Origin of the sequence: Methyloterricola oryzae (genome assembly GCF_000934725.1) — a bacterium.
Classification (GTDB): Bacteria; Pseudomonadota; Gammaproteobacteria; order Methylococcales; family Methylococcaceae; genus Methyloterricola; species Methyloterricola oryzae.
In genome coordinates this window covers 60,561-84,737 of record NZ_JYNS01000004.1, presented here as the reverse complement: position 1 = coordinate 84,737, position 24,177 = coordinate 60,561, and the positions used below count along the sequence as shown (strand labels likewise).

At 61.2% G+C, this 24,177-nt stretch carries 16 protein-coding genes; 6 read left to right on the top strand and 10 right to left on the bottom strand.

Features of this window, described 5'->3' with window-relative positions:
- Positions 1-77 precede the first annotated feature (77 nt).
- The 8 genes from EK23_RS07780 to EK23_RS07735 form a co-directional block, all read right to left on the bottom strand.
- Positions 78-1,913, bottom strand: a complete 1,836-nt coding sequence (locus EK23_RS07780; protein ID WP_045224783.1) for a hypothetical protein — start codon at positions 1,911-1,913, stop codon at positions 78-80.
- A gap of 46 nt (positions 1,914-1,959) precedes the next feature.
- Complete coding sequence (locus EK23_RS07775) at positions 1,960-2,385, bottom strand: putative lipoprotein (RefSeq protein WP_045224782.1); 426 nt, start codon at positions 2,383-2,385, stop codon at positions 1,960-1,962.
- 67 nt (positions 2,386-2,452) lie between these two features.
- Positions 2,453-3,001: a hypothetical protein gene (locus EK23_RS07770; protein ID WP_045224781.1), complete on the bottom strand. Its 549-nt coding sequence runs from the start codon at positions 2,999-3,001 to the stop codon at positions 2,453-2,455.
- 98 nt (positions 3,002-3,099) lie between these two features.
- The gene (locus tag EK23_RS07765; protein WP_045224780.1) at positions 3,100-4,275 is read right to left on the bottom strand and encodes an autotransporter strand-loop-strand O-heptosyltransferase; all 1,176 of its coding nucleotides are present in this window, start codon (positions 4,273-4,275) and stop codon (positions 3,100-3,102) included.
- Positions 4,276-4,428: 153 nt separating this feature from the next.
- On the bottom strand, positions 4,429-5,157 hold the full coding sequence (locus tag EK23_RS23900) for a hypothetical protein (RefSeq protein ID WP_045224779.1): 729 nt from the start codon (positions 5,155-5,157) through the stop codon (positions 4,429-4,431).
- A 394-nt stretch (positions 5,158-5,551) separates the two neighbouring features.
- Positions 5,552-5,827 (bottom strand): EscU/YscU/HrcU family type III secretion system export apparatus switch protein, encoded by a 276-nt coding sequence (locus EK23_RS07755; protein ID WP_045224778.1) that lies wholly within the window; start codon positions 5,825-5,827, stop codon positions 5,552-5,554.
- Positions 5,824-7,695 (bottom strand): flagellar hook-length control protein FliK, encoded by a 1,872-nt coding sequence (fliK, locus tag EK23_RS21625; RefSeq protein ID WP_052808029.1) that lies wholly within the window; start codon positions 7,693-7,695, stop codon positions 5,824-5,826. Before fliK ends, EK23_RS07755 begins: the two co-directional genes overlap by 4 nt.
- Before the next feature lie 16 nt (positions 7,696-7,711).
- Positions 7,712-8,590: an HDOD domain-containing protein gene (locus tag EK23_RS07735; RefSeq protein WP_045224774.1), complete on the bottom strand. Its 879-nt coding sequence runs from the start codon at positions 8,588-8,590 to the stop codon at positions 7,712-7,714.
- Positions 8,591-8,896: 306 nt separating this feature from the next.
- On the opposite strand from EK23_RS07735, the gene EK23_RS07730 reads away from it, so the two are divergent.
- Entirely contained in the window at positions 8,897-10,528 is a 1,632-nt protein-coding gene (locus EK23_RS07730) for an alpha-keto acid decarboxylase family protein (RefSeq protein ID WP_045224773.1), read from the top strand.
- Positions 10,529-10,803: 275 nt separating this feature from the next.
- Positions 10,804-12,705, top strand: coding sequence for a sensor histidine kinase (locus tag EK23_RS07725; protein WP_045224772.1), 1,902 nt, complete (start codon positions 10,804-10,806; stop codon positions 12,703-12,705).
- Between the two features lie 24 nt (positions 12,706-12,729).
- On the opposite strand, the gene EK23_RS07720 is transcribed toward EK23_RS07725, so the two are convergent.
- On the bottom strand, positions 12,730-13,377 hold the full coding sequence (locus EK23_RS07720; RefSeq protein ID WP_045224771.1) for a response regulator: 648 nt from the start codon (positions 13,375-13,377) through the stop codon (positions 12,730-12,732).
- A gap of 187 nt (positions 13,378-13,564) precedes the next feature.
- On the opposite strand from EK23_RS07720, the gene EK23_RS21620 reads away from it, so the two are divergent.
- On the top strand, positions 13,565-14,092 hold the full coding sequence (locus tag EK23_RS21620) for a response regulator transcription factor (RefSeq protein ID WP_052808028.1): 528 nt from the start codon (positions 13,565-13,567) through the stop codon (positions 14,090-14,092).
- 250 nt (positions 14,093-14,342) lie between these two features.
- Here the strand turns inward: EK23_RS21620 and EK23_RS07710 are convergent, their stop codons facing one another.
- Entirely contained in the window at positions 14,343-15,272 is a 930-nt protein-coding gene (locus EK23_RS07710; protein ID WP_082054031.1) for a sulfotransferase, read from the bottom strand.
- Between the two features lie 766 nt (positions 15,273-16,038).
- Between EK23_RS07710 and EK23_RS07705 the strand changes: the two genes are divergently transcribed.
- From EK23_RS07705 to EK23_RS07695, 3 genes are all read left to right on the top strand, one after another.
- A complete protein-coding gene (locus EK23_RS07705; RefSeq protein ID WP_145998595.1) occupies positions 16,039-18,246 on the top strand; it encodes a PKD domain-containing protein in 2,208 nt (735 codons plus the stop codon).
- 100 nt (positions 18,247-18,346) lie between these two features.
- Complete coding sequence (locus EK23_RS07700) at positions 18,347-20,482, top strand: cytochrome-c peroxidase (protein ID WP_045224768.1); 2,136 nt, start codon at positions 18,347-18,349, stop codon at positions 20,480-20,482.
- A 282-nt stretch (positions 20,483-20,764) separates the two neighbouring features.
- The gene (locus EK23_RS07695; protein ID WP_200892119.1) at positions 20,765-24,112 is read left to right on the top strand and encodes an Ig-like domain-containing protein; all 3,348 of its coding nucleotides are present in this window, start codon (positions 20,765-20,767) and stop codon (positions 24,110-24,112) included.
- The last annotated feature ends 65 nt before the right edge of the window (positions 24,113-24,177 follow it).

Sequence of the window (24,177 nt, the reverse complement as noted above, 5' to 3'; positions counted from 1 at the left end):
TTAATAGCTTGTATTGGCAAAATCCGCAGGCAAGAAATTGCCGGATTTTCGTCGGCGCGCGAGCGGGCTTTGCCGGATCAGTCGGAGGTGGCGGAAAGATCGGCAATCCCGGACCGGTGTTCCGGGTACGAGCCCTTGCGGATACCCATAAACACCGTCTCCGGCAAACTGATCAGAAAACCCTTGGCGCCCTGGCGTAGATTGCGGCCAGCGTCCCAGGGCAGGGTGGCGAGACCGGCCACGCCCTGGCCGAGGCCGATGGCGGCGTTGACCGGGCCGCCGAGCAGGCCAAGCCAAGGCTGGGCATCGGTGAAGACCAGGAAGGCCGCATCCTCCGGGTGCCAGCGGTATAGACTGGCGCTAAGCACATTGGACTCGCGGACATCTGCCAGCCAGCCGCTTTCGTTGCGCGCGTCCTGTAGTTTTCGATGACGCCAGGACGGCAGTTCGTAGGTTTCTGCTACGTTCCAGTGGGCCGCCACCGCGCGAAAGGCGACGAAGGGTATGCTGTTGGGAAAGCCGGGGTCCACGTGGCCGCCCAGCCGCCGGCGGGATTCCGCCGCTGTGATCTTGGAGCCGCCCGCCGCGCGTTCCGATGCCAGAATCGCGTCGACGCTGCGGAACAATTCGCTGACGCAGTTGGCGGTGATGAGATGGTAAGGATAGAGCTCGGCCAGCCTGTCCCGATAAGCCTTGGCGGCCGATTCCAGCCTTGCCAACTGACCCGCGAGTTGTGGCGCGGGCATGTGCGGGGCGACGGCGCTGACGGGGGCCGGTCTTTGCGGGAGCAGACTGAGCAGCGGCAGCCTGTCGTTGGCGCTGAGTGTCGGATTTCCGGCGTGTATCAGCAGATTGGCGCTGCGCTCCAGGCGCCCATAGGCGCGCTCATCCACCTCCGAGGGGGTTTCCAGGCCCGCGAGGGCGCTGGCGAACTCCTTCTGCGCCCGCTGGAGGACATCCTCGCGCCGAAGTCCCTGCGGACTTCCTTCGGCGGCCAGATTCAGCACCATCAGGCGGCCTTCGGCCAGGGCGGCATCGATGGCGGCCAGTCGCGCCATGCCCACCAGCAGGGCGTAGCCCCATTGTCTGTGGGGCGAAGACGGAAGGGCCGCCAGGGAGTTTTCCAGGCGATTTCGGAATGCCAGCAAGCCGGCCCGGCGTGCCGGCGACAGGGCAAACTCCGGACCGCGCGGTCTTAGCAACACGCCGGGCTGCAGGGGGGCGGCGCGCGCGAGTACCTGCCAGGCGTGCAGGGTGCCCAGCCTGTCCAGAAAGCGTTCGGCATAGCCGTAGCGGGCCGGCTGGAAACGCCGCATATCGAGGGAGGCAGGGTCAGGGAGTTCGTCCAGCGCCTGCAGTTGGGCAAGCTCGTCGCGCAACCGGGCGCCCAGGCCGTCGAAAGCTGCCTGGCCCAGGTTGGCCCGTATGCGCTCACGCAGGCCCGCGCTGGCGGTGTTGGCGGTATCCGCGGGACCGGGATGGCCAGCTTGCGGCGGGGCGTACAAGCCGGCGCCCTTGAGGCTGACTTCCACAGTCCGCTGAGGTTTGCCGGTCTGTTCAAGTTGCTGGCGCAACAGCGCCATGTCCCGTTCCAGGCCTTCCAACTGGCCGAAATGCTCGTCCTCGATCAATAGCCGGCGATTGAAGCCGTCGCGCAGGAACTGCCAAGTGTCCTCGGAAACCGCGATGCGGTGCACGAAGATGCTGCGGTTCTCGGCGTCGCCATAGAGGGTGCGGAAACGCGGGAAGTCGTCCCGCGTTATACGCAAGAGGCCTGGGGGTACGTGTTGAAAGTGATAGACGTCGCGGTCGAAGCGTAGGGCGGCATGACCGCCGCTGGCAGTGCCCTCGTTGGCGTTGATGTACAGGAACTCCAGCCGATGAGGCTCGGCCTGCGCCAGAGCGCAGGCCAATAACCCGGTCAGGGGAAGGAGCTTCAGGAAGCTGAGGGCCGTGGGCTTAACGGTAGCCGCGGTCGATGGCCTGCATGCGCTCCGGCGTGCCGCCCAGGGAATTCTTGAAGGCATCGTACTGTGGTCCCTTGAGACCCGCTTTTCTCAAGCCCTGGCCGATGGCCACGTAGGTCTCCTGATCGTTTTCCCAGTCGATGATGCCGTATTTTTCGGCCAGCGTGGCGACCTTGGCGCGATATCCAGCGAGGCTGCCCGAGGATGCCTGGGTGTACTCGGCGGTGTAATCGCGTACGTCGGTCTGGTAGCGTTGCTTGTCGGTCTTGGACGAGTCGGAGAGCCAACCGGACGGACTGGATGCCGAGTCGGACAGACTGGAGCCCGAGTCCGAAGAACTTTTCGAGCTATCGGAAAAGGAACAGCCGTACAGAGCCAGCGGCAAGGCCAGCGCAAGCCAATGCAAGGGTCGGGTCATGGTTTTTCCCTGTGAGGTCGATGTCGCCAAATCAATCTGGTTTGATAGGGTCCGCGGTACGTGGCCGTCAGGGCTGGCTCTCGTCCATGTCGTCATCCGGTTCCTCCGGCAAGCCGATCAGAGGCATCTCGCTCGCAATCTTCAGGTCGGAGAGCAGGTTGATGCGGTTTTCCAACTGCAGGAAACGCACGGCGATGGTGGCCGAAACCGCCTTGCGGATGCTATTGAAGTACTTCCGGGTCAGGTCCAGCCGTCGCTGCTGCAACTTGAAGGAGCGTTCGGCGAGGCTTTCCGCCGTCTCGTCGGTCATGATCTCGTAGTTCTTGGCGTAGTCGCGGATCAGCCGGTACTTTTCATCGTAATAGGTTTTCAACTCCGCTTCGTACTGCTCGTATTCCTGCCAGAAAGCATTTTGCTGACTCGGTTCCAGCTTGATCGCGCGGCTGACCAGTTCCCGCTTCTTTTCGCTGAAGCGGCTCTGCTCCTGTTCCAGGGCCCGGATTTCCGGATCGTCATCCTGGGGCGGGGGTGTTTCGGTGGCGCAGCCCAGCAGCAGCAGGCATGCTGTTAGCACGGCGGCCAGTGGTCGGCGCAGCGGGTGGCAAACTTCGCTCATGACTTTTCCTTAAGAGGCGTGGAACAGGGCGCCGTCTGGCGGGCGGCTTCCGGGAGCGCGCATAGTATGACGCAAATCCGCTCCCAGAGGCGATGCCGTCACGGTTGCAGATGGGGCGTGATGGCTGCGATGACCTCTCGAGACGTAATGCGGCGCGAACATTCGAACATGCGCTCGCTGCCCTTGTGGTCGGGACACCAGTTCCAGTCGCCAGGATCCAGTTTGTAGCGGTTGAAGCATCCGGTGCAAACCTCGCCCTGCGGAAACACCCGGATCAGGCTCTCCGGTTCCGAGTAGGGGTAGGAGAACCCGCTGATCAGGCAGGTGGGGCAGCCGACTGTCCAGGCCAGCCAGGAAAGCCCGCTGCCCACGCCGACGAACAGGTCCGCGTGGCGCAGGTAGTTGACGATGGTGGCAATGGGGCCTGCCGGAACCGGGGTGACGCCATCGGGCACCCGGTTTCCCATGTGCTCTATGCCTTCCTTCGAGAGGAGCAGGACCTGATAGCCGTGGTTGTCCAGGTAGTCCACGAGTTCCTTCCATCCTGTGGGGTTGTTCCAGTATTTCGCCTGGGCCGTGGAATGCACGCCGATGCACACATATTTGCCTTGGACGGGCCTGGGCTGCTCGGGCGCGTATAGCCTGGGGCGGATTTCCTGATAGTCCAGACCGAGGATATCGAAGGCCGCCTTGCCCAGAGGTCGCTCCCGCACATTGCCAAGATTGCGGTCCAGATCGGGACGGCCATCCGGAAAATAAAACAGGCCCAGGCGGTACATGGCATAGAGATTGTGCACCGTGGTTCCGGGTTCGACGAATTCGATTTCCGGGTAGGCTTCGCGGAACAAGCCGTTCATGAACGTTGAGCAGATCATGCGGCAGCCGTGCGCGAGGCGGAATTCCTCGACTGCGGGCAGCCAGGCCAGGGTATCGCCGAGGGATTTTGACTCCATGGCCACATAGACGCGCTGACCGCTGCAGTCATAGTGATGCTCGAACACCGGGAAGTCATTTTCCGCCCGCGTCACGCGAATATGCCAGCGGGTAAAGAACTTGCGCGCCGTGCGCACCCAGTGGTTGTTGCCGATGACATCCTGGTGTACCACCTGGCCAGTTTCCGCGTCGATGAACTGCACCTGGTAGCGGTCCTGAATGGCGCCGAGCACCTCGAAGAATGCGCCGTCGACGAAGTGGACCTTACAAACGTTGGCACTGGGACGGGCCGGAATCGGGGGGCGGTTGCGCCGGCCGTGCTGCTGGCGTTTCTTGCTCATGGCGGGGGGATAGGGTGTCTGGAATTTTGAAGCGCTAAATGTAGGGCATTAAAAAGGCGCCCGGCCTTGGGGCCGGACGCCTTTATCTTAAACGAGTGCAGCGGGAATGCCAGCCGCCTTGAGCCTGGTGGCCCGGTGGCTGGTGACGCTGGATTAAAGGTCGCCGTTAGCGATCGTGTGGGTCGTCGTTCCGTCTTCCAGGGTGATGGTGGTGGGGCTGGCGACTACGGTACTCAGGCTGTCGGAACCAAAGTCGCAGTCCCCGGCTTTCTCCTTGATCGCCTTGGAGCCACGCTGAAGCAGCTTGATCTTGTACTCGGCCTTGTTCTGCTTTACATCATCGATTTCGAAGAAGCAGACGGTGCCATCGGTGAAGGTGGCTTTCAGATCGATTTCCGCCGCGTTATCGCGCGTCAGGATGTCGCCGTATTTGGCTTTCGCGGTGATTTCCAGTTCGTCGCGGTCGGACTTGGGCTTGTGGACATGCTTGTACTTCACGGTCACGCCGGAAACTTCTCCGGTGGGGTCCAGGGTGCCCTTATGGGTGCTCGCTTTGCCCGAACTGCCGGAACTGCTGTCATCGCCGGACGAACCGGAGGTGCCAGAGCTTCTGTCGTCGCCGGAAGTACCCGATGTTCCTGAAGTGCCCGAGCTGTCGTCGACGCCCGATGTGCCGGACGTACCGGTCGTGCCAGATGTCCCTGACGTGCCCGATGTGCCGGCGGTTCCAGACGTACCCGCGGTGCCGGAGGTGCCTGCGGTGCCCGAAGAGGAGGCGCCGGAGCTACCGGAACTGCCATTGTCCACCCCGGCGGCGAGCAAAGGCTGTGCGATGGCCAGGGAGCTGGCAAGTATGAGGGCAAGATTGGCGGCTTTTTTCATAGTGTAATCCTCAAGGGTGATTTCTCAGTTCGCTCGCAGGTCCTCGTGCTCGGGACCTTGGACTCCGTAGGGTCACGAAGGGAACGCATTCCACACAGCGCGCCAGTACATAGGATGCTTACGGAAATTCAAGTCGCACAACATCAGGCGCCTACTGTCCGCGTCCATCGCCAGCTTTTCTGGTGGTTTGCTACGTTTGTTCCGGATTCAAGGGTAAAGGTTCATTGCTAGATAAAAATCTTATGAGCCGAGGGTGGCGCCCTCCCGCGGTATCTCTAGCAAATCGCGGGCCTGGCGTAAGAAAGTTGCGCTGATCAATGGCTTGGCAGAGGTCTAAAAGGCGGCATAAGGGCTGGAGCGGCATTTCGTAAAATGGCCTGACACTGGCGACCTTTCAGTCTGTGGGGGTTTTTCCTGACAAGAGATAGGCGAACGCGATCACCTCGGCAATGGCCAGATACAGTTCCCGCGGGATTTCATCTCCCAAGGGCACGTTGGACAGTACTTTGACCAGGGCAGGGTCGGTGTGCAGCGGGATGTCATGCTCACGCGCCAGTTCGATGATCTGCTCGGCCACCGTGCCGCTGCCCTTGGCGGTGACCCGGGGTGCATGGTTGCCATCGTAGGAGAGGGCGACGGCGATGTCGGGCGGATTGATCAGCTTGTTCATGCGCGTTCGTCCACCAAAGTAGTGGCGGGGGGGCTTGCCGTCGTGCCTTCCGCCGGCGCGCCGGGCAGCGTGTTGATTTCGCCCACGTTCAGGCCTGCCTGCTGCATGCGCGCGGCCAGCAGGTCGAGATGGTCCTGGATGAGGTGTGCCGTGCTGCCCTCATCGCTCCAGAAATAGGTGTTCACGTAGTCTCCGCACAGGTTGATGCGGCTGTGTATGGTGCCCAGGCCCGGTGGTGACAGTTCCAGTATGACCGACCAGAAGGCCTGGCCGGATTGAGCCTCGTGGGGGTTCTCGCGGACGACCTTTAGCTTGGCGGTGTCCGAGCGGCCGTCGTCTGTGAATGGGATCTCCATCTGCCAGACCATGGGCTTGCCCTCGGCTTGGGGCAGCGAGGCCAGTTGGTCCAGCACGATGCGCGCGATGGCGCCCTCGGTGCGCTGGTGCAGGGATTTGATGGTCAAGGCCTCGTTCAACGCACTCTCGTTCGGAGGCGGCAGCGTGGCCTGAGTGCGGACCGCTGTGTCCTTGCCAAACGGGGGCTCGGCGCGTGGTGTCGGTTCCTGGCGCTGCGGGACCTGCGCTTCCGGAGCCGTGGCCGCAGGAGGCGCCGCTTGGGCCCGCTCGCCGGCAGCCGGTTGGGGCGCCTCGGGCAGGGGCAGCTGGCTAGCGAGTTGCACGATGACCCGGTTATCCCTGAGCGCAGCGGGTAGTTCCGGCGCGGTCTTGGGAGGGGGCGTGCTAGAGGCAGGGGGCGCCTCCGGCTGTGGCTTGCCGGAGCCGGTTTCGCCCGGCTTGGGCGCTGCGCCGGCGTGAGCGGATTCCGGGAGGATGGCCGTCTTGCCCGGGGTGGCCGCAGCTTGCCCGTCGGTCATCGGGGGCGGGCTGGACCCGCTGGGCTTGGCCACCTCTGGAAGCGCTGCGGATTCGGCGCGCTGCGTGATTTCCTCGGGCTTTGCCGCAAGCGCCGGACTGATCGGCGCGCGCGCCTCCGGTTCGGCCGGCAGCGGCCTCGCGCCAGTTGGGGTGTTTGCCGCGGGGCCTGCCGTGGTTTTGCCTGCATCGGCCGCCGCCTGGGGCAAGAGCGCTGTCCCCGGCGCAGTTGGTTTTGCCGTTGCCGCAGGCTGCGGCGCGGATGAAGGGCGGTCCGTCACCTTTGCATCCGCTCCCGTCTCTGCGCCGGTCGGCTGGGGGGCGGTGGGGGCGGTGGGCGCGGGCGCGGGCTTCCCCTCGGCCGATTTGATCAGCACCTTCAAGGCCTCGTTGAGGGCCAGCAGGTTCCCTTTGAGATCACGCCCGCTCAACTGAGCGGCCGCTTCCGGCTGAGCGGCGAGGCGAGCCTCGAGAAACAGGCCGGAATCTTCCGCCGCCTGCTTCAATCCATCCGGTGTCACCAGCCCGCTTTTCTGCGGCAGGGCATCCAGCACGGATTTGACCAGGTTGCGCAGGGGCTCGGGCAGCGGGGGGGCGGCTTCGGCGGCGGGCGGCTTGAGCGCTTCACGCAGGCCGGACGCCAGATCCGCCAATTGCAACTGTTTCGGCAGGAACTGGCGGAAGGCCTGCTGGATGGCCACTGTCTCCGGGGAATCCTGAGTCTGTGCGGCCTCCTGCGGCACGATCTTGAGTTCCGGCGTCGTACCCAGTTTGACCACTTCCAGCTTCAGGGTCTGGCCTGGCGTGAGGTTCAACTGGCTACGGGCGCGCAGGGTCTCGCCGCCGTCGCTCAGCTTGAGCAGAAAGCTGTCCTCGGCCAGTTGCGCTTCCACCACCGCGCTGATGTTCTCGCCCGGGCGCAGGCGCTCCAGCAGGCTGGAGATCGCCTTGGAGGGCTGTATGGGCTGAAGGGCGGTGGTGAGACGGATTTCCACGGGCGAGGCCCCCGGTTCAGTTGGTGAGCATCTTCTGGATCTGCGCGATTTCCTCGCGCGCCAGCCCCAGCACGTCCTTGCTCATGTCGGCGCCGGCGGCGTCGGCCAGCACCTTGCGGTAGGCGGGGATCTCGTCCATGCGTGGGTACCGGTGAATCTGTAGGGTGCCGACGAAGCTGTGCAATTGGGAGAGGATCACTAGGTCGGAGTAGTCCGGCTCCTGGGTGCCCTGGCGCCACCAGTTCTCGGCCTCGCCGACGACGTCGTCGAAGTCGGCCGGGAAATTCCAGCGACGCATGATCATGATGCCGATGCGCGTGCGCAGATCCTGGATGGTCTCTTCGATCTGGCGCGGGTCCGTGATCAGCTCCGGATGACGGTCGGCGTAAGTCAAAATGGGGACGACGCCGATGTCGTGCACCAGGCCGGCCAGCATGGCGCGGTCGGGGTCGAAGCCGTGGGTTTTGTGCGCGAGCACGGCGCAGATGGCGGCCACATAGCTGCTGTGCTGCCATAGATCCTGCATGCGCTTGCGGATATAGACCGACTTGGCGATGAACACGCCCTTGAGGGCGAAGCTGGTGATGAAGTGCTGGGCGGCTTTCAATCCCATGCGCGTAAGCGCTTCGGGACAGCTTTCGATCTTCTTGCGTCCCAGGTACAAGGGGCTGTTGGCGATATGGATGAGGCGCCCGGTAATGGCGGGATCGACCTGAACCACCTTGGCGATGCGGGCATTGTTGGCCTTAACGTCATTGATGGCCTTGCGGATCTTGACGGAGATGTCGGGCAGGGTGGGCAGCAGCAGCGTATCCGCCTCCAGATCCTTCAAACAGTGGGCGAGCAAGGGATTGTCGCCCTTGTCGGCAATGGCTTCATCCATCATGATGGACATGTCTGGAAGCTGAATTCATGGGGTCACCCTGACGTATGGGGAAACGTATCCTGTCGCGTTCGGCCAAGTACCAGGCCGGGCGGAGCGCCGTCGCGAATGCTGTCCCGCGCGCGCCAAGGCGCGCGCGGCGTGTCACAAGTATAGAGAAAATCAAGGGGGTCCAGGCGGCCTGGCCACCGCGCCCGACTTGGGTCTTGATGCTCGCTTGAAATCGCGTGACGGTTTCGCCGGGGTTTTAGTCTCGGGATGCCAGGACGTAAAGCCCCCGCCCGAATCCGTGCCAGCCACATAAAGGAGTAAGCTGCCATGACTGAACCGGTTGCCATTGGCCGATACCTGCTCGCCAAGCTGCATGAGGCGGGAGTGCACGATATGTTCGGCGTGCCCGGCGACTATATCTTGCGCTTCTATCAGGAGTTGTCGCAGAGCCCCATACGGCATGTGGGCACCACCCGCGAGGACACCGCCGCCTTTGCCGCGGACGCCTATGCGCGCTGCCGCGGCATAGGCGCGCTGGCCGTGACCTACGGGGTGGGCGCGCTCAATTGCGTCAATGCGGTGGCAGGCGCACATGCGGAGTCATCGCCAGTGGTTGTGATCAGCGGCGCGCCCGGGGTCCAGGAACAGCGGCTGGACCCGCTGTTGCACCATCGCTTCGGGCCCTACCGCCTGCAGCGCGAGATTTTCGAGCGCATCACCTGCTTCACGGCGGTGCTGGACGACCCCCTGATCTGCTGCCGGCAGATCGATCGCGCCCTGGCCGCCGCCCGCGAACATTGCAAACCCGTCTACATCGAATTGCCGCGCGACAGAGTGGACGTGCCGGGACACCCGTTTCCAGGCGAGGAGCCGAGCCGGGCGGAAAGTGATCCGGCGTCCCTGCAGGAGGCGGTGGCGGAAACCCTGTCGCTGCTGGAAGCCGCCAGGGCACCGGTCCTGGTGGCCGGCGTGGAACTGCATCGGCGCGGCCTGCAGGAAGCCCTGCTGAAACTGGTGGAAGGGGCCGATCTCGCAGTGGCTTCGACCTTGACCGGAAAGTCGGTGCTGGGGGAGCGGCATCGCAACTACCTGGGGGTTTACGAGGGCGCCCTAGGTTCAGCCAAGGCGCGGGAGCGCGTGGAACAGGCTGATCTGCTGCTGATGCTGGGCGTCACCCTCAACGACGTGGATCTTGGCATCTACACCGCCAAGCTGGATGCTAACCGCATGGTGCGCGCCAGTCAGGGCGAGGTGATCATCCATCACCATCGCTACCCGCAGGTGCTGCTCGCCGATTTCGTCGGGGCGCTCAATGCCCGCTTGACGGGCACCAGGCCCGGTGCCGGCGGAGCGCCGGTCGAAGCGTCTCCCGCGTTTGTCGCGCAGGACGCGCACATGACGGTGGCGCGCCTGATCGCCCGCCTCAACAGCTTTATCCAGCCCGATATGCTGGTCGTCTGCGACACCGGCGACTGCCTGTTTGCCGCCATCGACCTGATGGTGCACGACAAGAGCGAGTTCCTGGCCGCCGCCTTCTACACCACCATGGGCTTTGCGGTTCCCGCGGCCCTCGGCGCGCAGGTGGCCACGCCGGATCATCGCGCCCTGGTCCTCGTGGGGGATGGTGCGTTCCAGATGACCGGCACCGAGCTGTCCACGGCGGCGCGACTGGGCCTGAATCCCATCGTCATCGTGTTCAACAACCGTGGCTACAGCACCGAGCGTTTCATTCTGGACGGACCCTTCAATGACATCAGCACCTGGCATTTCGAGCGCCTGGGCGAGCTGTTCGGGCCATTACGCGGCTATTCCGTGCACACGGAGCTGGAGTTCGAATCGGCTCTCGCCGGGGCGCTGGCCGAGACATCCGCCCCGAGCCTGATCAACGTGCACCTGTCTCCGGACGATCCCTCGCCAGCCATGCGGCGGTTGGCGGAACACCTCGGGCAGCTTATCTGAACGTGCCCGGGCCGTGGGAATCGCCCTGACGGCATTCCCAATGGGATGGACGAAATGCACCACGGGCGTGGTTCATTATAACCACTGGAGGCGGCGCTATCTTGTCCGGCCAAACGATTATTTCCCCGCGGCGCGTGTTGTGCCCCGAATCCCGCCCGGCTTGGCGGTTGGCGTAGGCCTTGCTAAACGCTCACAGTTCCAGCTGTTAACGGCCACTCGGTGTCGATGGCTTTTGCCGAAGGGACCAGGGTTTTTGTGAGAAATGAAGGAGGCCGATGAAAGCACGGGTCGAACCAGTGCCTGACTGGGAAGCAAGCTATGGTAGCGCCCGGCAGGAGAACCGGCGCAAAGCCGACGACTGGTTTCGCGTTCTGGTGGAAGCCATGGACCAAGGTCTGGGCATCCTGGACGACGCCGAGCACCTACGCTATGTCAACCCGGCATTCTGCCGAATGACCGGGTTTGCGGCGGAAGATCTGTTGGGTCGCAGGCTGATGGAGACAGGGCTGTTTCCGAAGGAGAGCAAATCAAAGCTGCGCAAACACCTTGATGGGCACCGGCAGGGCGATTTCGAGCCCTATGAACTGCTCTGGTGTCGCAAAGACGGCAGCCGTATGGTCGGCCACATATCTCCGCGTCCACTCCTGGGAAGCGATGGCAGCCTGCGTGGCAGCTTCGCCATCATCACCGACATCACCGAGCGCCGCCAGCGCGAGGAGCAGATCGCCAAGCTTTCCGCCGCCGTGGAGCAGAGTCCGGTGGGGATCATGATCACCGACAGGCATGGGCGCATCGAGTATACCAATCGCGGTTTCGAGGAACTCACGGGTTACCAAGGCGCCGAATTGCTCGGGCGCAACCCGCGTGTGCTGCAGAGCGGCGAGACGCCGCCGGAGGTTTATGACGCTCTCTGGAAGGCGGTGGTGGCAGGCCAGGAGTGGCGGGGTGAGCTGTGCGACCGAAAAAAAAGTGGAGAAACCTATTGGGCGAAGGTGACGATCTTCAGCGTCAAGGACGAGCAGGGCGGCATTCGTTACCTGGTTTCCCTGCACGAAGACATCACGCCCCGCAAGCTGGCCGAACAGCGACTCTTGGAGTCCGAGGAGAAATACAGCCTGCTGGTGGAAAACTCGCTCACGGGCATCTATATCCTGCAGGACGGAAGGATTGCATTTTCCAACCGCGAGCACGCGAGCCGGCTGGGCTATGACGTCGACGAGCTGGTTGGCAAGGACTTCTCAGCCCTGATCCATCCGGAGGATCGGGCTCAATACGTCGAGTTGGTCGGCCAGGCCCTGCTGGGCAAAGGGGCCGCCGGGGCGGGAGCTGTCTTGCGGGCCGTGGCAAAGACAGGCGAGATCATCAGCTTCAAGAACAGCTGTCTCCCGATCGTTTACCAGGGGCGGCCGGCAATTTTGGGCAATGCCGTGGACGTGACGGAAGAAAGGCGCCTGCAGGCCGAACTCTCGCTATCCGCCACTCAACTCCAGGCCTTGTCGGAGCAGTTGCTGGCTTCCCTCGAGAAAGAGCGCAAGCGCGTGGCATCGGATCTCCACGACAGCGTCGGGCAATACTTGCACGCGCTCAAGTTCGGGTTGCAGAAGGCGCCTCAGGCGAGCTGCTTTCAGCAGGAGGAGCGCAATGGACATGTGCCTGTCTGCGCCAGTGTGGTTTCCTTGTTGCAGGAGGCCATCGACGAGGTACGCCGCATTTCCGCCGACTTGCGGCCTCCGATCCTGGATGATCTTGGCCTGCTGGCCGCCATCAACTGGTTCTGCCGCCGCTATGGCAACGTCTACTCCGCCATCGAGATTGCGAAGTCGTTTGAAATCTGCGAGAGCGAGATTCCCGATTCGATCAAGATCGATATCTTCCGGGTGGTGCAGGAGGCGCTTAGCAACGCCGCGAAGTACTCCGGTTCGAAGCGTGTGGAGCTGGAACTCAAGAAACGGGATGATCGTTTGGTCCTGATGATCAGCGACAATGGCACCGGATTTGCCGTGGAATCGGTATTGCGGGGGGAACCCGGAGAGAGTGGCTTCGGGCTCATCGGTATGCGCGAACGGGTTAAGCTTTCCGGCGGCTGCCTGGTCATCGAATCGGTGCTCGGCAAAGGAAGCCGTATCGAGGCAAGCTGGCTGCTCGCGGCAAAGGACTCCCCGTCGGCCTGCCTTTAACCGGACAGGCTGGATCAAGCTGGTTCATTTGACGATCAAGCCCTTCTCCAGGGCGTAGGCCGTCAAAGCACCGGCGCTGTGCAGGTCGAGTTTCTTCATCAAATTGCTGCGGTGCGTCTCCACGGTTTTGACGCTCATGTGCAGAAACTCTGCGATCTCCTTGTTCTTCCTCTGTTCGGCAATCAGCTTGAGAATTTCCCGCTCCCGGTGGGTCAGGCTGTCGAAGGACGAGCCCGTTGCCCCGCCCTTCTTCCCCTCCAGATACCCGTTGAGCACTTTTCCCGATATCTCCGGGGACAGGTAGATCTTGCCGGCTAGCACCGACTGGATTGCCAAAACCAGTTCGTTGGGTGTGGCGTCCTTTAACGCATAACCCTGCGCGCCGTTGTTCAAGGCGGCAAAGATGTAATCCTCGCTGTCGTGCATTGTCAGCACGAGAATTTTGGTGCCGGGAAAGCGCTGACGCACTTCGCGTATAGCCTCCAGTCCACGCAGGCGCGGCATGGAGAGGTCGAGCAGGACCATATCTGGCCGGCATCGGTGCAAGACGTCCAGTAACTCAATGCCGTCGCGCGCCTCACCGACGACTTCAATTCCAGGTTCCGAGTCGAGCAGGGCTTTCAAACCAGCCCTAAGGATGGTGTGGTCCTCGGCTATGCAGATGCGGTGCATGGGGTTCGTCCGATGAAAGTTTTTTTATTACGTTGAACTATTTCACGCAATTTTGAAACTTAATTTTAGGCACGCACCTTATGTATTCAATGTCAATCAGTGACATTCGGTTTGTTCGCCTCTCACCCTTTTCATTAAATTGACCAAACAGGACGTATTGGCCATGATTCCCCTCTGGAGCAGCGTCATGCTGAAAGCCCTGGTTGTCGAGGACAGTTACCTTTACCGCGAACTGTTGTGTTCGCTACTGGTCGAGCAGTATCCCGACATCATAATTGCAACGACCGGAGAAGGCTCCAACCTCATGGCGCTGATCGAAGAATTCGTTCCGCATATTGTCTTTATGGATATCAAACTGCCGGGTGTCAATGGGCTGCAATTGACGCGGTCCATCCACCAGACCTATCCGGAATTGCCCGTCGTGATCCTGACAAGTTACAGCGATGAGGATTATCGCCTCGCCGCCTTAGCCGCGGGAGCCTCTAGCTTCATCCCCAAGGACGAATTGGATGACGACAAGATTGCGGCACTGCTCGCGTCGGTGGTGGCGGCCCGTCAATTAATTAATGTCGAAAGCCACGCGGTTGTCGAAGGAGGTGCCACTGCCAAGCGCAACGCCGCCGAGCGGGAACCGAGCGCATCCGTTCCCACCGCTTTGAGCGAAGGCTCCGTCGCGGAGCCGGGCAGCAGCACCGCGCGGCGCATCAACCATTGAGTCATCGTAATCTACGGCGGGACGAGAAAATCCGTATTCTGAAATACCGGTTCCGAAGCTGGCCCGGCCAATGGGTCCTAGATGGCAAAAATACCTGGGCCTGCTTTGGTTTGGTCAAGCGGCTTGTCTTCCGGAATGAGAGAACTGCTGATTTACCCCGCGATTTCCTCATCTCGGTGCAGATTGTCCAATTGCCAACATAAGCCGGCCGGTGCTCGACCAGTATTTGAATCCGGGTCCTTGGGACCACCTATAACCACGTATCGTCTGTATAGAAGGCTTTGGATATCTCATGGACCTTAGAGTACAAACGGTCTATTTCCGGCGGTGTTAACCTTGTTTTCCAGGCTTGGATATTCGCAAGACTATCCCTTTTCAGTTCGTCTTGTGTTCCCTGCGTATCTGGTGTGGATGGGGTGAAGGAATGTGAGTTGATGGTATCCGCGGCACTCTGGGAGAAAGGGAGATTCAAGCTCTCGAACAGTTCGCGGAACTGGTTGACCGGATCGCGGGAAAGGTCTTCGTGACGCAGATAAATCCAATCGGGATGCTTTTCTTTGAACTTCAATATCATATAGTGAATCAAGTTCCACAAGAGAGCGGCCTGGTCGATGATGTCCTTCTCTTCGTTGGCAAATTCCCTTATTTTCTTCTCGAACGGATGCAGGTGATGCTTAATCAATAGCGGTTGATTGAGGAAATGTTCAAACGGATGCGTCCAGTTCTTCTCCTTGAGGCTGCCGGCGAATGCTGCCGGGTGCCGAATGAGGACTACGTTTCGGGTCTTGAAACGGGAGGACAACCACTCCGCGGAGAATAGTGCGATCGGATCTTTGAGTAAAGCTCTTTTGCCAGAAAGCCCGTACCATTTATATCGGGTATAGGTTTTCAGTTCCTTGCCAATGACATGCCTGCGATGCTTGGCCGCCTTGAGTTTTCCGGTCAGGTTATACCGAAAGTTGATGGTATCTCTTATGCCGTCGGCATACTCATGCTCGTTTTCCCGGCATACATAGGTAAACCAGTTTTCGAAGCGTGCCTTGCAAGTTCCTGGATCGTGGTAGAGATTGAAGGGTTCGTGGAAATAAACGGTTTTGGGAGAACTGGCCAGCATTCGACCTACCCATGTCGTTCCGGAGCGATGGGACCCCGTAACCAGAATCGGGTTTTGGTTACTCATTTTTTGCCTTCTCTCTTGGTAGAGTGGAAGCGCCGGATCGGTGGCGTGGCGCAGTGTACTTGGGGTCAAGTCGACACGGGCGACCTTGGCACGGTGCCCATGGACAACTTTCGGCCCATGCTCATTCTTAGTTTTTCGTTTTATACAACGCCGTAGTGCGAAAGTCGGTCCACTTTCAGCGCGGGCACTTGCTACTAGGCGGTGGCGCCTGGAACGACACGAGCGCCAACCTTACGGCACTTGCATCTGGTTTTGGACCTTAATCCCGAATTCTGGCTCATGCCTAGCGTACTCACACGCATCTTCAGGGAGTAGGGCGCCACATGATATTGCGGCTTTCTCTGGGACTCTACCGCAAACCGCCCCTTCGCCACGACGACAAGGAAGTTGTGCACGTTTAGTGGCCTTCCCACCGTCGTAACGCACTACGAAACCCTAGCCTAGGGTACCGTGAAAAAGGGGGCGTGACTACAGTATTTCCCTAGAGTAATTACATTCCTTACCCGATCCGATAGAGACACGGCTGCCTGTACCTTAACAAGCGTATGAGACAGCCGGCATCGCACGACAGCTCCTTGTCAGGTTCTGGAGCGTTCATTCTGGCTCTCATTGACTGAGTTCCTGCTTGTAAGCAAAAGGTTCAATCCGGTTCGAAAACGCGACGCGACGATCGCAGCGGCGGCGCCTTCCGATCCCAGCGGTTCCGCCCCGGGGCCGCGAAGCCGGTTGATTTTGGCACTACGACATTTCGCTAAAGGTGAAAAACATGAAATCGATGACTGGGCTGACGAGGCTGCTCCTCGGTGCGGGACTGCTCGGGGCGACGGGTGTGCAGGCCCAGGATGCGCCGACGCCCCAATTTGACATTCTGGGCTTCATCCAGGAGGCCAGCTTGGATACGGCTGGAACGATCTGTCAGGCAACGGATCCGCGTCTTCGGGGCGGCACCCTGACGGTCAATGGACACAAGCTGATCGTGCCTTGCAATACGCTGTTGCAATTGCCGGCGGCAACCATGACCTGGGCCGACCTCTTCGATCCCGAAAATTCGCGGCCGGTTGGCAGCTACATTGGTTCCCCTGGCGTCACCACGCCCGTTCCCGCCAACCCGGTTTACCCGGACGAAAAAAGTGGTCTTGCCCTGGCCGATGCGCCGGCACCGTTTCCGTCCTTCGAGGTCAGGGCCCAGGGTAATGTGGTCAATGGACGATACATCGTCGGCCTGATCTCACCAGTCACCCAGCAGGGCCTCAATGCCGGGTCCGGCACCATCAATTACATCGATTACAAAATCGGCGCGCTCCGCATCGGCGGCACGCTCAATGATTCGAACTGCACGAATTCGGGAATCCTGTCTTCTAAGTGCAGCGGGGCGCTGGTCCAGGTCAACGACCCGGTGGGGCGCTGGGGCCTGGTGCACAGCCCAGATCCGCGCTTCAGCGGCGACTACGAGAACTCAACGGTGTCCGCCGCGACCGGTATCCCGGTCTGCATACCGCGCGTCGCGCCGCCTATGGTGGACACGGAGTGCCCGCTAACCAACCGTCCGTTGAACGGCTCCAGCTTCGGCACCGACCCGTTCCTGGCCTCCAATGCGCCCCTGCGCGGCTTCACCATGCCCGCGCCGGTGCTGGATGCCTACGGTAACAATACCGCCGTGCCGGACGCTTACAAACAGGTGCCGATGATGGTGGGCGATCAGGTGGACTATGCCGGTACGCTCTTCAAGATCGACCCCAACGGCGCCAACACGCCGGCCAATCTCTATATCTCCGCGCATACGCTCTCGGACAACCTGGGCATCTTCACCGCGCCGGGCGTGCCGCCGGCCTATGTGACAGTCGAGGAAATCCTTATCGGGACCGGCGGCGCCGGCGTACAAGGCCTGTTGCAGGAGGCTTCCACACGCCTGACAGTAGTCGGCACGACCACGGACCCGACCCGGTTGATCGACATCTATGCCCAGGACGTCAACGCTTGCACAGGCGAGGGCAAACTCCGCTGGCTGGCGGCGACCGACCCGTCTACACAGCCCGTCAAGGGCCGCTTTGTCTATCGTGTGCTGGGCGGCACCTTCATGCCGCCGACCCGCAATTACGTGATGAAAAGCCAAACCGGCGGAGATCTGGGCATCAAGGCTGCCAACGGCATCACCGCCGGCCAGTTCCTGCTGCCCAACTTCGAGTTTGTGTTTCCGGAGAACCACAGCTTCGGCGACCCCTTTGTGCCCTTCAACTTCCAGGATTTGGGATTTTTAGCGCAGGGTTCGGGGCCGGTGGGTGGTTTTGGCAGCGGTACGGCGGTGCTGGCTCAGTTGGATCCGTGGCCGGGTAATCCAGCTCCAACCAAGGTCAATTGCAGCGCTACCGGTGCTTTGCCGGTCGTCAATGCTGGCGCTGATCTCACCGCGACGGCCCTGACTACAGTGAAACTGACGGGCAATGTGAGCTGGGACAGCAATGATGTTGCTTGGCCGCGCACTCAGTTGTGGTCGCAAGATTCGACAGACTCCACCAAGGTGACACTGCTGAACACGTCGACGCTGACGCCCAGCTTCTATGCTGCCGTCCCGGGCACCTACCACTTCACCTTGACAGCCACGGATCAATTCGGCACCAGCACGGATTCGATAACGGTCACCATCATTCCGGCCGGCGACATCCTCAGCATTCCCGCGGGTGGCGCAAGTTGGACGCTGACCACCAGCAGCAAGCGCGGCTCCTTTGGCAAGCTGAGCGTGACGGCTACCACCAGCGATTCCACGGCATTGCTGACACTGACGGAAATCGCTCTGGATGGGAGCAGCACAAATTGGGGTACAGGAGCCAAGACAACAACAGCACCACAGGTTTCCACGTGGGCCATCAAGGGTGCTGCACAGCCCCGTAGCTTAAAGATTACGTCCACCTCCGGCGGTTCCCTCACGCTTAACTGCAATGTGCAAAGCGGCAATGGGACCTTGCTCTGCCAGTAGACGACGGTGCCGATAGGCGGGATCGAATCCGGCCCGCCTATCCAGTTCCATTTTCAACGGTGTCTGCCCAAGGGGCGACTGAAGTGAAAGAGGTTTAAAGATGAAATCTTCGAATTCTGAATGCCAGTCCAAGCGAGTCGGCTGGCCTTTGAGCCGGCAAAGCGCTCCCGGCTGGCTGGGCCTTTTCCTGACTGTTGGCGCGCTGGCCGCGCTAGCAGTCCCGGCGCAAGCGGCCAATCTGGCGGCGCCGCCGTCCTTGAAAACCGTGGAAGTGCCGGAGCCGCCGAATCTGACTGAGTTCGTCAAGAGCAAGCAGGCCGCCATCGTACTGGGCAAGGCGCTGTTCTGGGATGTCAAGGTGGGCAGCGACGGCGTGCAAGCCTGTGCCTCCTGTCATTTCCACGCCGGCGCCGACAACCGGGAGAAAAACAACTTGAATCCGGGCGCCGCCGTTCCCGGTGATTCCGGCTTCAGACTGACGGGTCCCAATGGGCTGCTTACGGCCAATATGTTCCCCCTGCATAAGGTGAGCAACCCTGACGACCATTTTTCAGTGGTGTCCGATGCAAACGACATCGTCGGCTCGCAGGGCGTTCACAAGACCGATTTCGTCAAGCTGGCGAAAAAGGGGGAAGTGGGGACACCAATTTATGACGACGTGTACAACGTCGGCGGTCTTGACGTGCGCCGCGTCACGGGCCGAAACGCGCCTTCGGCCATCAATGCGGTCTTCAATTTCGCCAATTTCTGGGACGGCCGCGCCAACAACATCTTCAACGGCTCCAGCCCCTTTGGCGACGCCGACCCTGATGCCGGCGTTTACGTGGTAGACCCGGCCACCGGCAATCTAGTCAAAGTGCGGGTGCGCATTCCCATGGCCAGCCTGGCCTCCCAGGCGGTCGGGCCGCCCGGCAGCGACGTGGAAATGGCCTATCACGGCCGTACCTTTTCCACCATCGCCCGGAAACTGATGGCAAAGTCCGGTAACAAGCTGCGCAATCTGGTGCCGCTGAGTGGTCAAAAAGTGCATCCGCAAGACAGCGTATTTGGCTCGCTGTCAAATTCGACAATCTCAAAAGGGCAAGTCTCGCTTAAGCCAGGACTGCGTACAACCTATTCGGCACTGATCATGGCGGCATTCCAGGACAAGTACTGGAACTCCAGCAAGACCGTCACCCTCGACACGGATACCTATACCCAGATGGAGGCCAACTTCTCGCTGTTCTTTGGCTTGGCGATCCAGTTGTACGAAGCCACCCTGGTGTCCGACGACAGCCCCTACGACCGTTTCCAGGATTGCATCGCTGGCTTGCCGAGCTGCGATGACAACGCCTTGAGCGCGAGCGCAAAGCAGGGACTCAACATCTTCCTGGACGACAATGAGCAGGGTAGCAAGGGCGGTATCGGCGGCAGTTGCATCAATTGCCATGGCACGTCCACCTTCACCAACGCATCGGTCATGCACCTGGGCTTCAGCAATTTCGACACCAGCTTGCCCGAGGCGCTGCTTGAGCTGATGACCATGGGCGACCAGTTGGGTTCCTTCTACGATGCCGGTTACTACGACATCGGCGTCAGGCCCATTGATGAAGATCCGGGCCGCGGCGGCACGGACCCGTATGGTTACCCGCTGTCCTTCACCGACCGGTCTTTGTTGCTCAACAGCGGCAACTTCAATTTGCCGTCCCTGCAGTCCGCGGATCCGAACCTGCCGGTATTCAATCCCTTCCTGCCCTGCGCGCAGCCCGGCTTTCCCCCGACCTGTCCCAGCGCCATCCGTTCGGCAACCAAGGGTTCATTCAAGGTGCCAACCCTGCGCAATGTGGAGCTGACTGGACCTTATTTCCACAACGGCGGCCAGGCGACCTTGCGCCAGGTAGTGGACTTCTACACCCGTGGTGGTGATTTCCCGGAGGCGAACATTTCCACCCTGGACCCGGACATCGGATTCATCTTCGGACTGGCGGGGAATCCGGCAGCGAAAAAGCAGGTCGTGGATTTCCTGCTTTCGTTGACTGATGAGCGGGTTCGTTGGGAAAAGGCGCCGTTCGACCACCCGGAACTGCCGCTGCCCAACGGCGCCGTGGGTAACACGGCTCAGGTCAAGGCTTGCGGTACGCCGGCAGTGGCCTGTGACGCAAAGACCACATTACCGGCAGTAGGTGCGGGCGGCCTGGCGGCAGTCACTGGCAAGCCGATCGGAACTTTCCTGAATCTCGACCCACAGCAGCCGTAGGAAGTAGCGGCTTGAAAGCGGGGAGGCCGACGAGCCTCCCCCGGCCTTGACGGCCAAGTATGCCCTCGGTGTTGCAGCACCGGCAGGCATAGAACGCAGTGACAACAGCACACGGAATTGAAGGGGCGGCTGCCGGCACGCGAGGTCAGCCAATTCCATTTGAATCGTACGAACCATCCTATTGGGAGAGGCATTATGCACGCCATAAGCAAGAGATCAATTCATCGGAGGCGGCCGAAGAAGTCCGTTTCCGGTTGCGTTTCCAATTCCGCTTCGATGGCCATGCCGCTATCGGGGATTTCCAGGTCTGTCCTGACCGCCGCGGTGGCCGCCGTCATCGGTCTCGGGCTGGCGGCTCCGGCCCACGCCAAGTTCGATGTGCCTACGGGCGCGGGGTCCAGCCCCTTGTTCGGTGCCGCGCCGTTCACCCAGAAGATGCTGATGTTCGAAGAGTTTGGACCGCAGCCGCTGCCGACTAGTGCATCCGCCCATTCCCTGCCGGAACCGGGAGGGTGCGAGGGCCCCCTGAATCCCAGCACGTATTCCGCCGACCTGGATAAATTCCTCAGCGAACCCTTATATCCGCCTACCCAACGCCTGGCCAATACCAGTTCTCCAAATCCTTGGAGCGCCCGGATCAGCGATTGCATCGGCCGTCCGATGACGGGCGTTCTCGAAGGGCGTCCAGGGGGCGAAGACTTTGCGCACCAGCGCTGGAGCGATTTCCCGCCGACGTCCGATGCCGGCGCGGTCTATTTTCAGACCGCGATGGCGGGGGCGCGCAAGAACGGCGGCCTGCGCGATAACCTGCAATCGCACGGTTACACGTACGGCGAGTTTGGTACTGGCGGACTCTACCATAACACCACCGGACTCCCCGGCTTTGATGGCACAACCGCCGGTATCGAAATCCGCTTCCATCCCAAGATGCCCATCCAAAACCCGCAGGCACTTTGGACTTTCGACGGCACCTTGCCTCCAAAACTGCTGATGGCGCCCTATGGCAGGACAATACTGTTCCGCCACTACAACGCATTGCCGATCGACGACTCGGCGAACTACGGATTCGGCAAGCACACCATTACGACCCACGAGCACAATGGCCACAACCCGGCCGAGAGCGATGGTTACGCCGGCGCCTATTTCTTCCCCGGCGAATTCTATGACTACCGTTGGCCCATGGTGCTCGCCGGTCATGACAGCGTGCCCATCAACTCCAGCGATCCCATTCTGCAGGAGAAGAACTCCAAGGCGGGCAGCCCTGCCTGTTTCGATCCGCGTCCCGGCAATTGTGCCACCTGGGGCGGCGTCAAGAAGGTGCGGGGCAATTGGCACGAGACCATGAGCACCCACTGGTTTCACGACCACATGGTCGATTACACCGCCCAGAACGTCTACAAGGGCAATGCCGCGATGATGAATTACTACAGCGCCATCGACCGCGGCAACGAGGGGCTGAATGACGGCATCAACCTGCGTTTGCCCAGCGGCACGGCGCTGGATTGGGGCAACCGCGATTACGACATCAATCTGGTGGTGGCGGACAAGGCTTTCGACTCTCAGGGGCAACTCTGGTTCAACACCTTCCAGACCGACGGTTTCCTGGGCGATGTGGCCACGGTCAATTTCCTCTACAAGCCGTATTTCGACGTGCGGGCGCGCCGGTATCGCTTCCGCATCCTGAACGGGAGTGTCTCGCGCTACTGGAAGCTGGCCCTGGTGCAGCAGGTTTCAGGTTCCGGCGGAAAGTATCCGGGGCCATCCGGTTCGGGCGTCTCCTACAATCAGGTGCCTTTCCATCTGGTCGCCAACGACGGCAACATTCTCGAGCATGCGGTGCCGTTCCCCAATGTGCAATCCCCCGAGGGCCTGCCGTCGCAGGGTATCGCCGAGCGCTATGACATCGTGGTGGACTTCAGTCAGGTACCCGTCGGCAGCAAGCTGTATTTCGTGAACTTGCTGGAGCACGAGGACGGCAAGGGTCCGAAGCAGGCGATTCCGCTTGCCCAGGTGCTGAGCGGGGCGTATTCCAAGAGCGGCTGCCCGGCCAGTTGCGATCCGGTGGTTGGTTCCTTCATGGAATTCAGGGTGCAGGCCATGCAGGCTGGGGCTCAGGACGTCAGCATGAACCCGGCGGACTATGTCGAGGGTAAGAAGACGATGATCCCGCTGCCGGGGTTCAGCAAGCAGGAACTGGCCAATGCCAAGGAACGTACCTTCACCTTCAACCGCGGCGGCGATGTCAAGCCCTGGACCATCAGCACCGACGGAGGACAGTCTTATAACGCTACCAGCGTCGAAGGCTTGTTTGACCGTGTTTCGGCGGCCCCGGATGGCACGGGCAAGGACGGCAGCGCCAACAGCGTGGAAATCTGGCACATCCGCAACGGCGGCCAGGGCTGGAGTCACCCCGTGCACATCCACTTCGAGGAGGGCCAGATCCTGGAGCGCGGCGGCGTGGCTCCGCCCCTGTGGGAAAAAGGTGCTCGCAAGGACATGTACCGCATTGGACCCATGGCCGATACGACCGACAGCGTCGATATCGCCATCCGCGTGCGCGAATTCCAGGGAACCTACGTGGAGCACTGCCACAACACCCAGCATGAGGACAACGCCATGCTGCTACGTTGGGACAGTCAGCATCCCGGCCAGACGGTGGCCATTCAGTCGCCTTTCCCATCCTGGGATGGCGTGAATTACATGAACACCAACACGACGGATGTTCCGACCTACAAGTCCGGCCAGCAAACGACGTTCCTGGGTTCGGTGGCGGGTCCTGTTGCCGCAAACGACACGGCGGCGGCGACCGCTGGCGTGCCGGCAATTATCCAGGTGCTGGATAATGACTCCTGTGTGGGTAACTGCGACCCGGCTACCCTGGTCATCGGATCGGTGTCAGGCAACGGAAAAGCGATCAACAACGGCAATGGCACCGTTAGCTACCTGGGGACGGACAACGGCACCTACAGCTTCACCTACACCGTCAAGGACACCACCACGGGCTCGAAAGTGTCCAACGTGGCTACGGTGACCGTGAATGTGACCGGAGGTGTCACGCCGCCCCCGCCGCTGGCCGCTCCGGTGACCGTCGCCGACTCGGCCACGACCCAGCAGGATACGGTTATAGGAATCAACGTCGTCGCCAACGACAGCAACTGTGGATCCGGCTGCAGCTTGTCGATTGCCTCGGCTCCGGCCCATGGAAAGGTGACCGCCAACAGCCCCGCCGCGGGCCAGATCACCTATACGCCGACCGCAGGCTACTCCGGCGCGGATTCCTTTACCTACACAGCGACCAACTCCGGCGGCACCTCGGCGCCAGCCACGGTCAGCTTGACCGTGAACGCCAATCCGACGACTGACAAAGTGACCATCAGCAAGGCGGCAATCAGCAAAAAGACCTTGTCCGTGGCAGGCAGCCTGAGCAAGCTCAATAACGCCTACGCGCCAAGCGTCATGGTCTATTCCGGCGGGATGAACGCCTCGGCGACGGCCTGTGCCGGCTCCATCTTGGGGAGCAGCGCAGTCACGAGCGCCGGAGCCTGGTCGTTATCGGCCAAGAACGTCACACCCACGAGCGTCTGCGTCTGGTCCGCCAACGGCGGGGTGGCATCCGCGGCCGTGAAATAACGGCCGGTAACCTGGGGCCGCCGCTTTGGTGCGGCGGCCACCTTCCCATTCAATCGAAACGGAGC

Coding starts and splice junctions, on each gene's coding strand:
- EK23_RS07720 (WP_045224771.1), bottom strand. CDS start 13,377: ATGCACCGCATCTGCATAGCCGAGGACCACACCATCCTTAGGGCTGGT.
- EK23_RS07700 (WP_045224768.1), top strand. CDS start 18,347: ATGAAATCTTCGAATTCTGAATGCCAGTCCAAGCGAGTCGGCTGGCCT.
- EK23_RS07705 (WP_145998595.1), top strand. CDS start 16,039: ATGAAATCGATGACTGGGCTGACGAGGCTGCTCCTCGGTGCGGGACTG.
- EK23_RS07735 (WP_045224774.1), bottom strand. CDS start 8,590: ATGTCCATCATGATGGATGAAGCCATTGCCGACAAGGGCGACAATCCC.
- EK23_RS23900 (WP_045224779.1), bottom strand. CDS start 5,157: ATGAAAAAAGCCGCCAATCTTGCCCTCATACTTGCCAGCTCCCTGGCC.
- EK23_RS07725 (WP_045224772.1), top strand. CDS start 10,804: ATGAAAGCACGGGTCGAACCAGTGCCTGACTGGGAAGCAAGCTATGGT.
- EK23_RS07755 (WP_045224778.1), bottom strand. CDS start 5,827: ATGAACAAGCTGATCAATCCGCCCGACATCGCCGTCGCCCTCTCCTAC.
- EK23_RS07710 (WP_082054031.1), bottom strand. CDS start 15,272: ATGAGTAACCAAAACCCGATTCTGGTTACGGGGTCCCATCGCTCCGGA.
- EK23_RS21620 (WP_052808028.1), top strand. CDS start 13,565: ATGCTGAAAGCCCTGGTTGTCGAGGACAGTTACCTTTACCGCGAACTG.
- EK23_RS07730 (WP_045224773.1), top strand. CDS start 8,897: ATGACTGAACCGGTTGCCATTGGCCGATACCTGCTCGCCAAGCTGCAT.
- EK23_RS07765 (WP_045224780.1), bottom strand. CDS start 4,275: ATGAGCAAGAAACGCCAGCAGCACGGCCGGCGCAACCGCCCCCCGATT.
- EK23_RS07775 (WP_045224782.1), bottom strand. CDS start 2,385: ATGACCCGACCCTTGCATTGGCTTGCGCTGGCCTTGCCGCTGGCTCTG.
- EK23_RS07695 (WP_200892119.1), top strand. CDS start 20,765: ATGCCGCTATCGGGGATTTCCAGGTCTGTCCTGACCGCCGCGGTGGCC.
- EK23_RS07770 (WP_045224781.1), bottom strand. CDS start 3,001: ATGAGCGAAGTTTGCCACCCGCTGCGCCGACCACTGGCCGCCGTGCTA.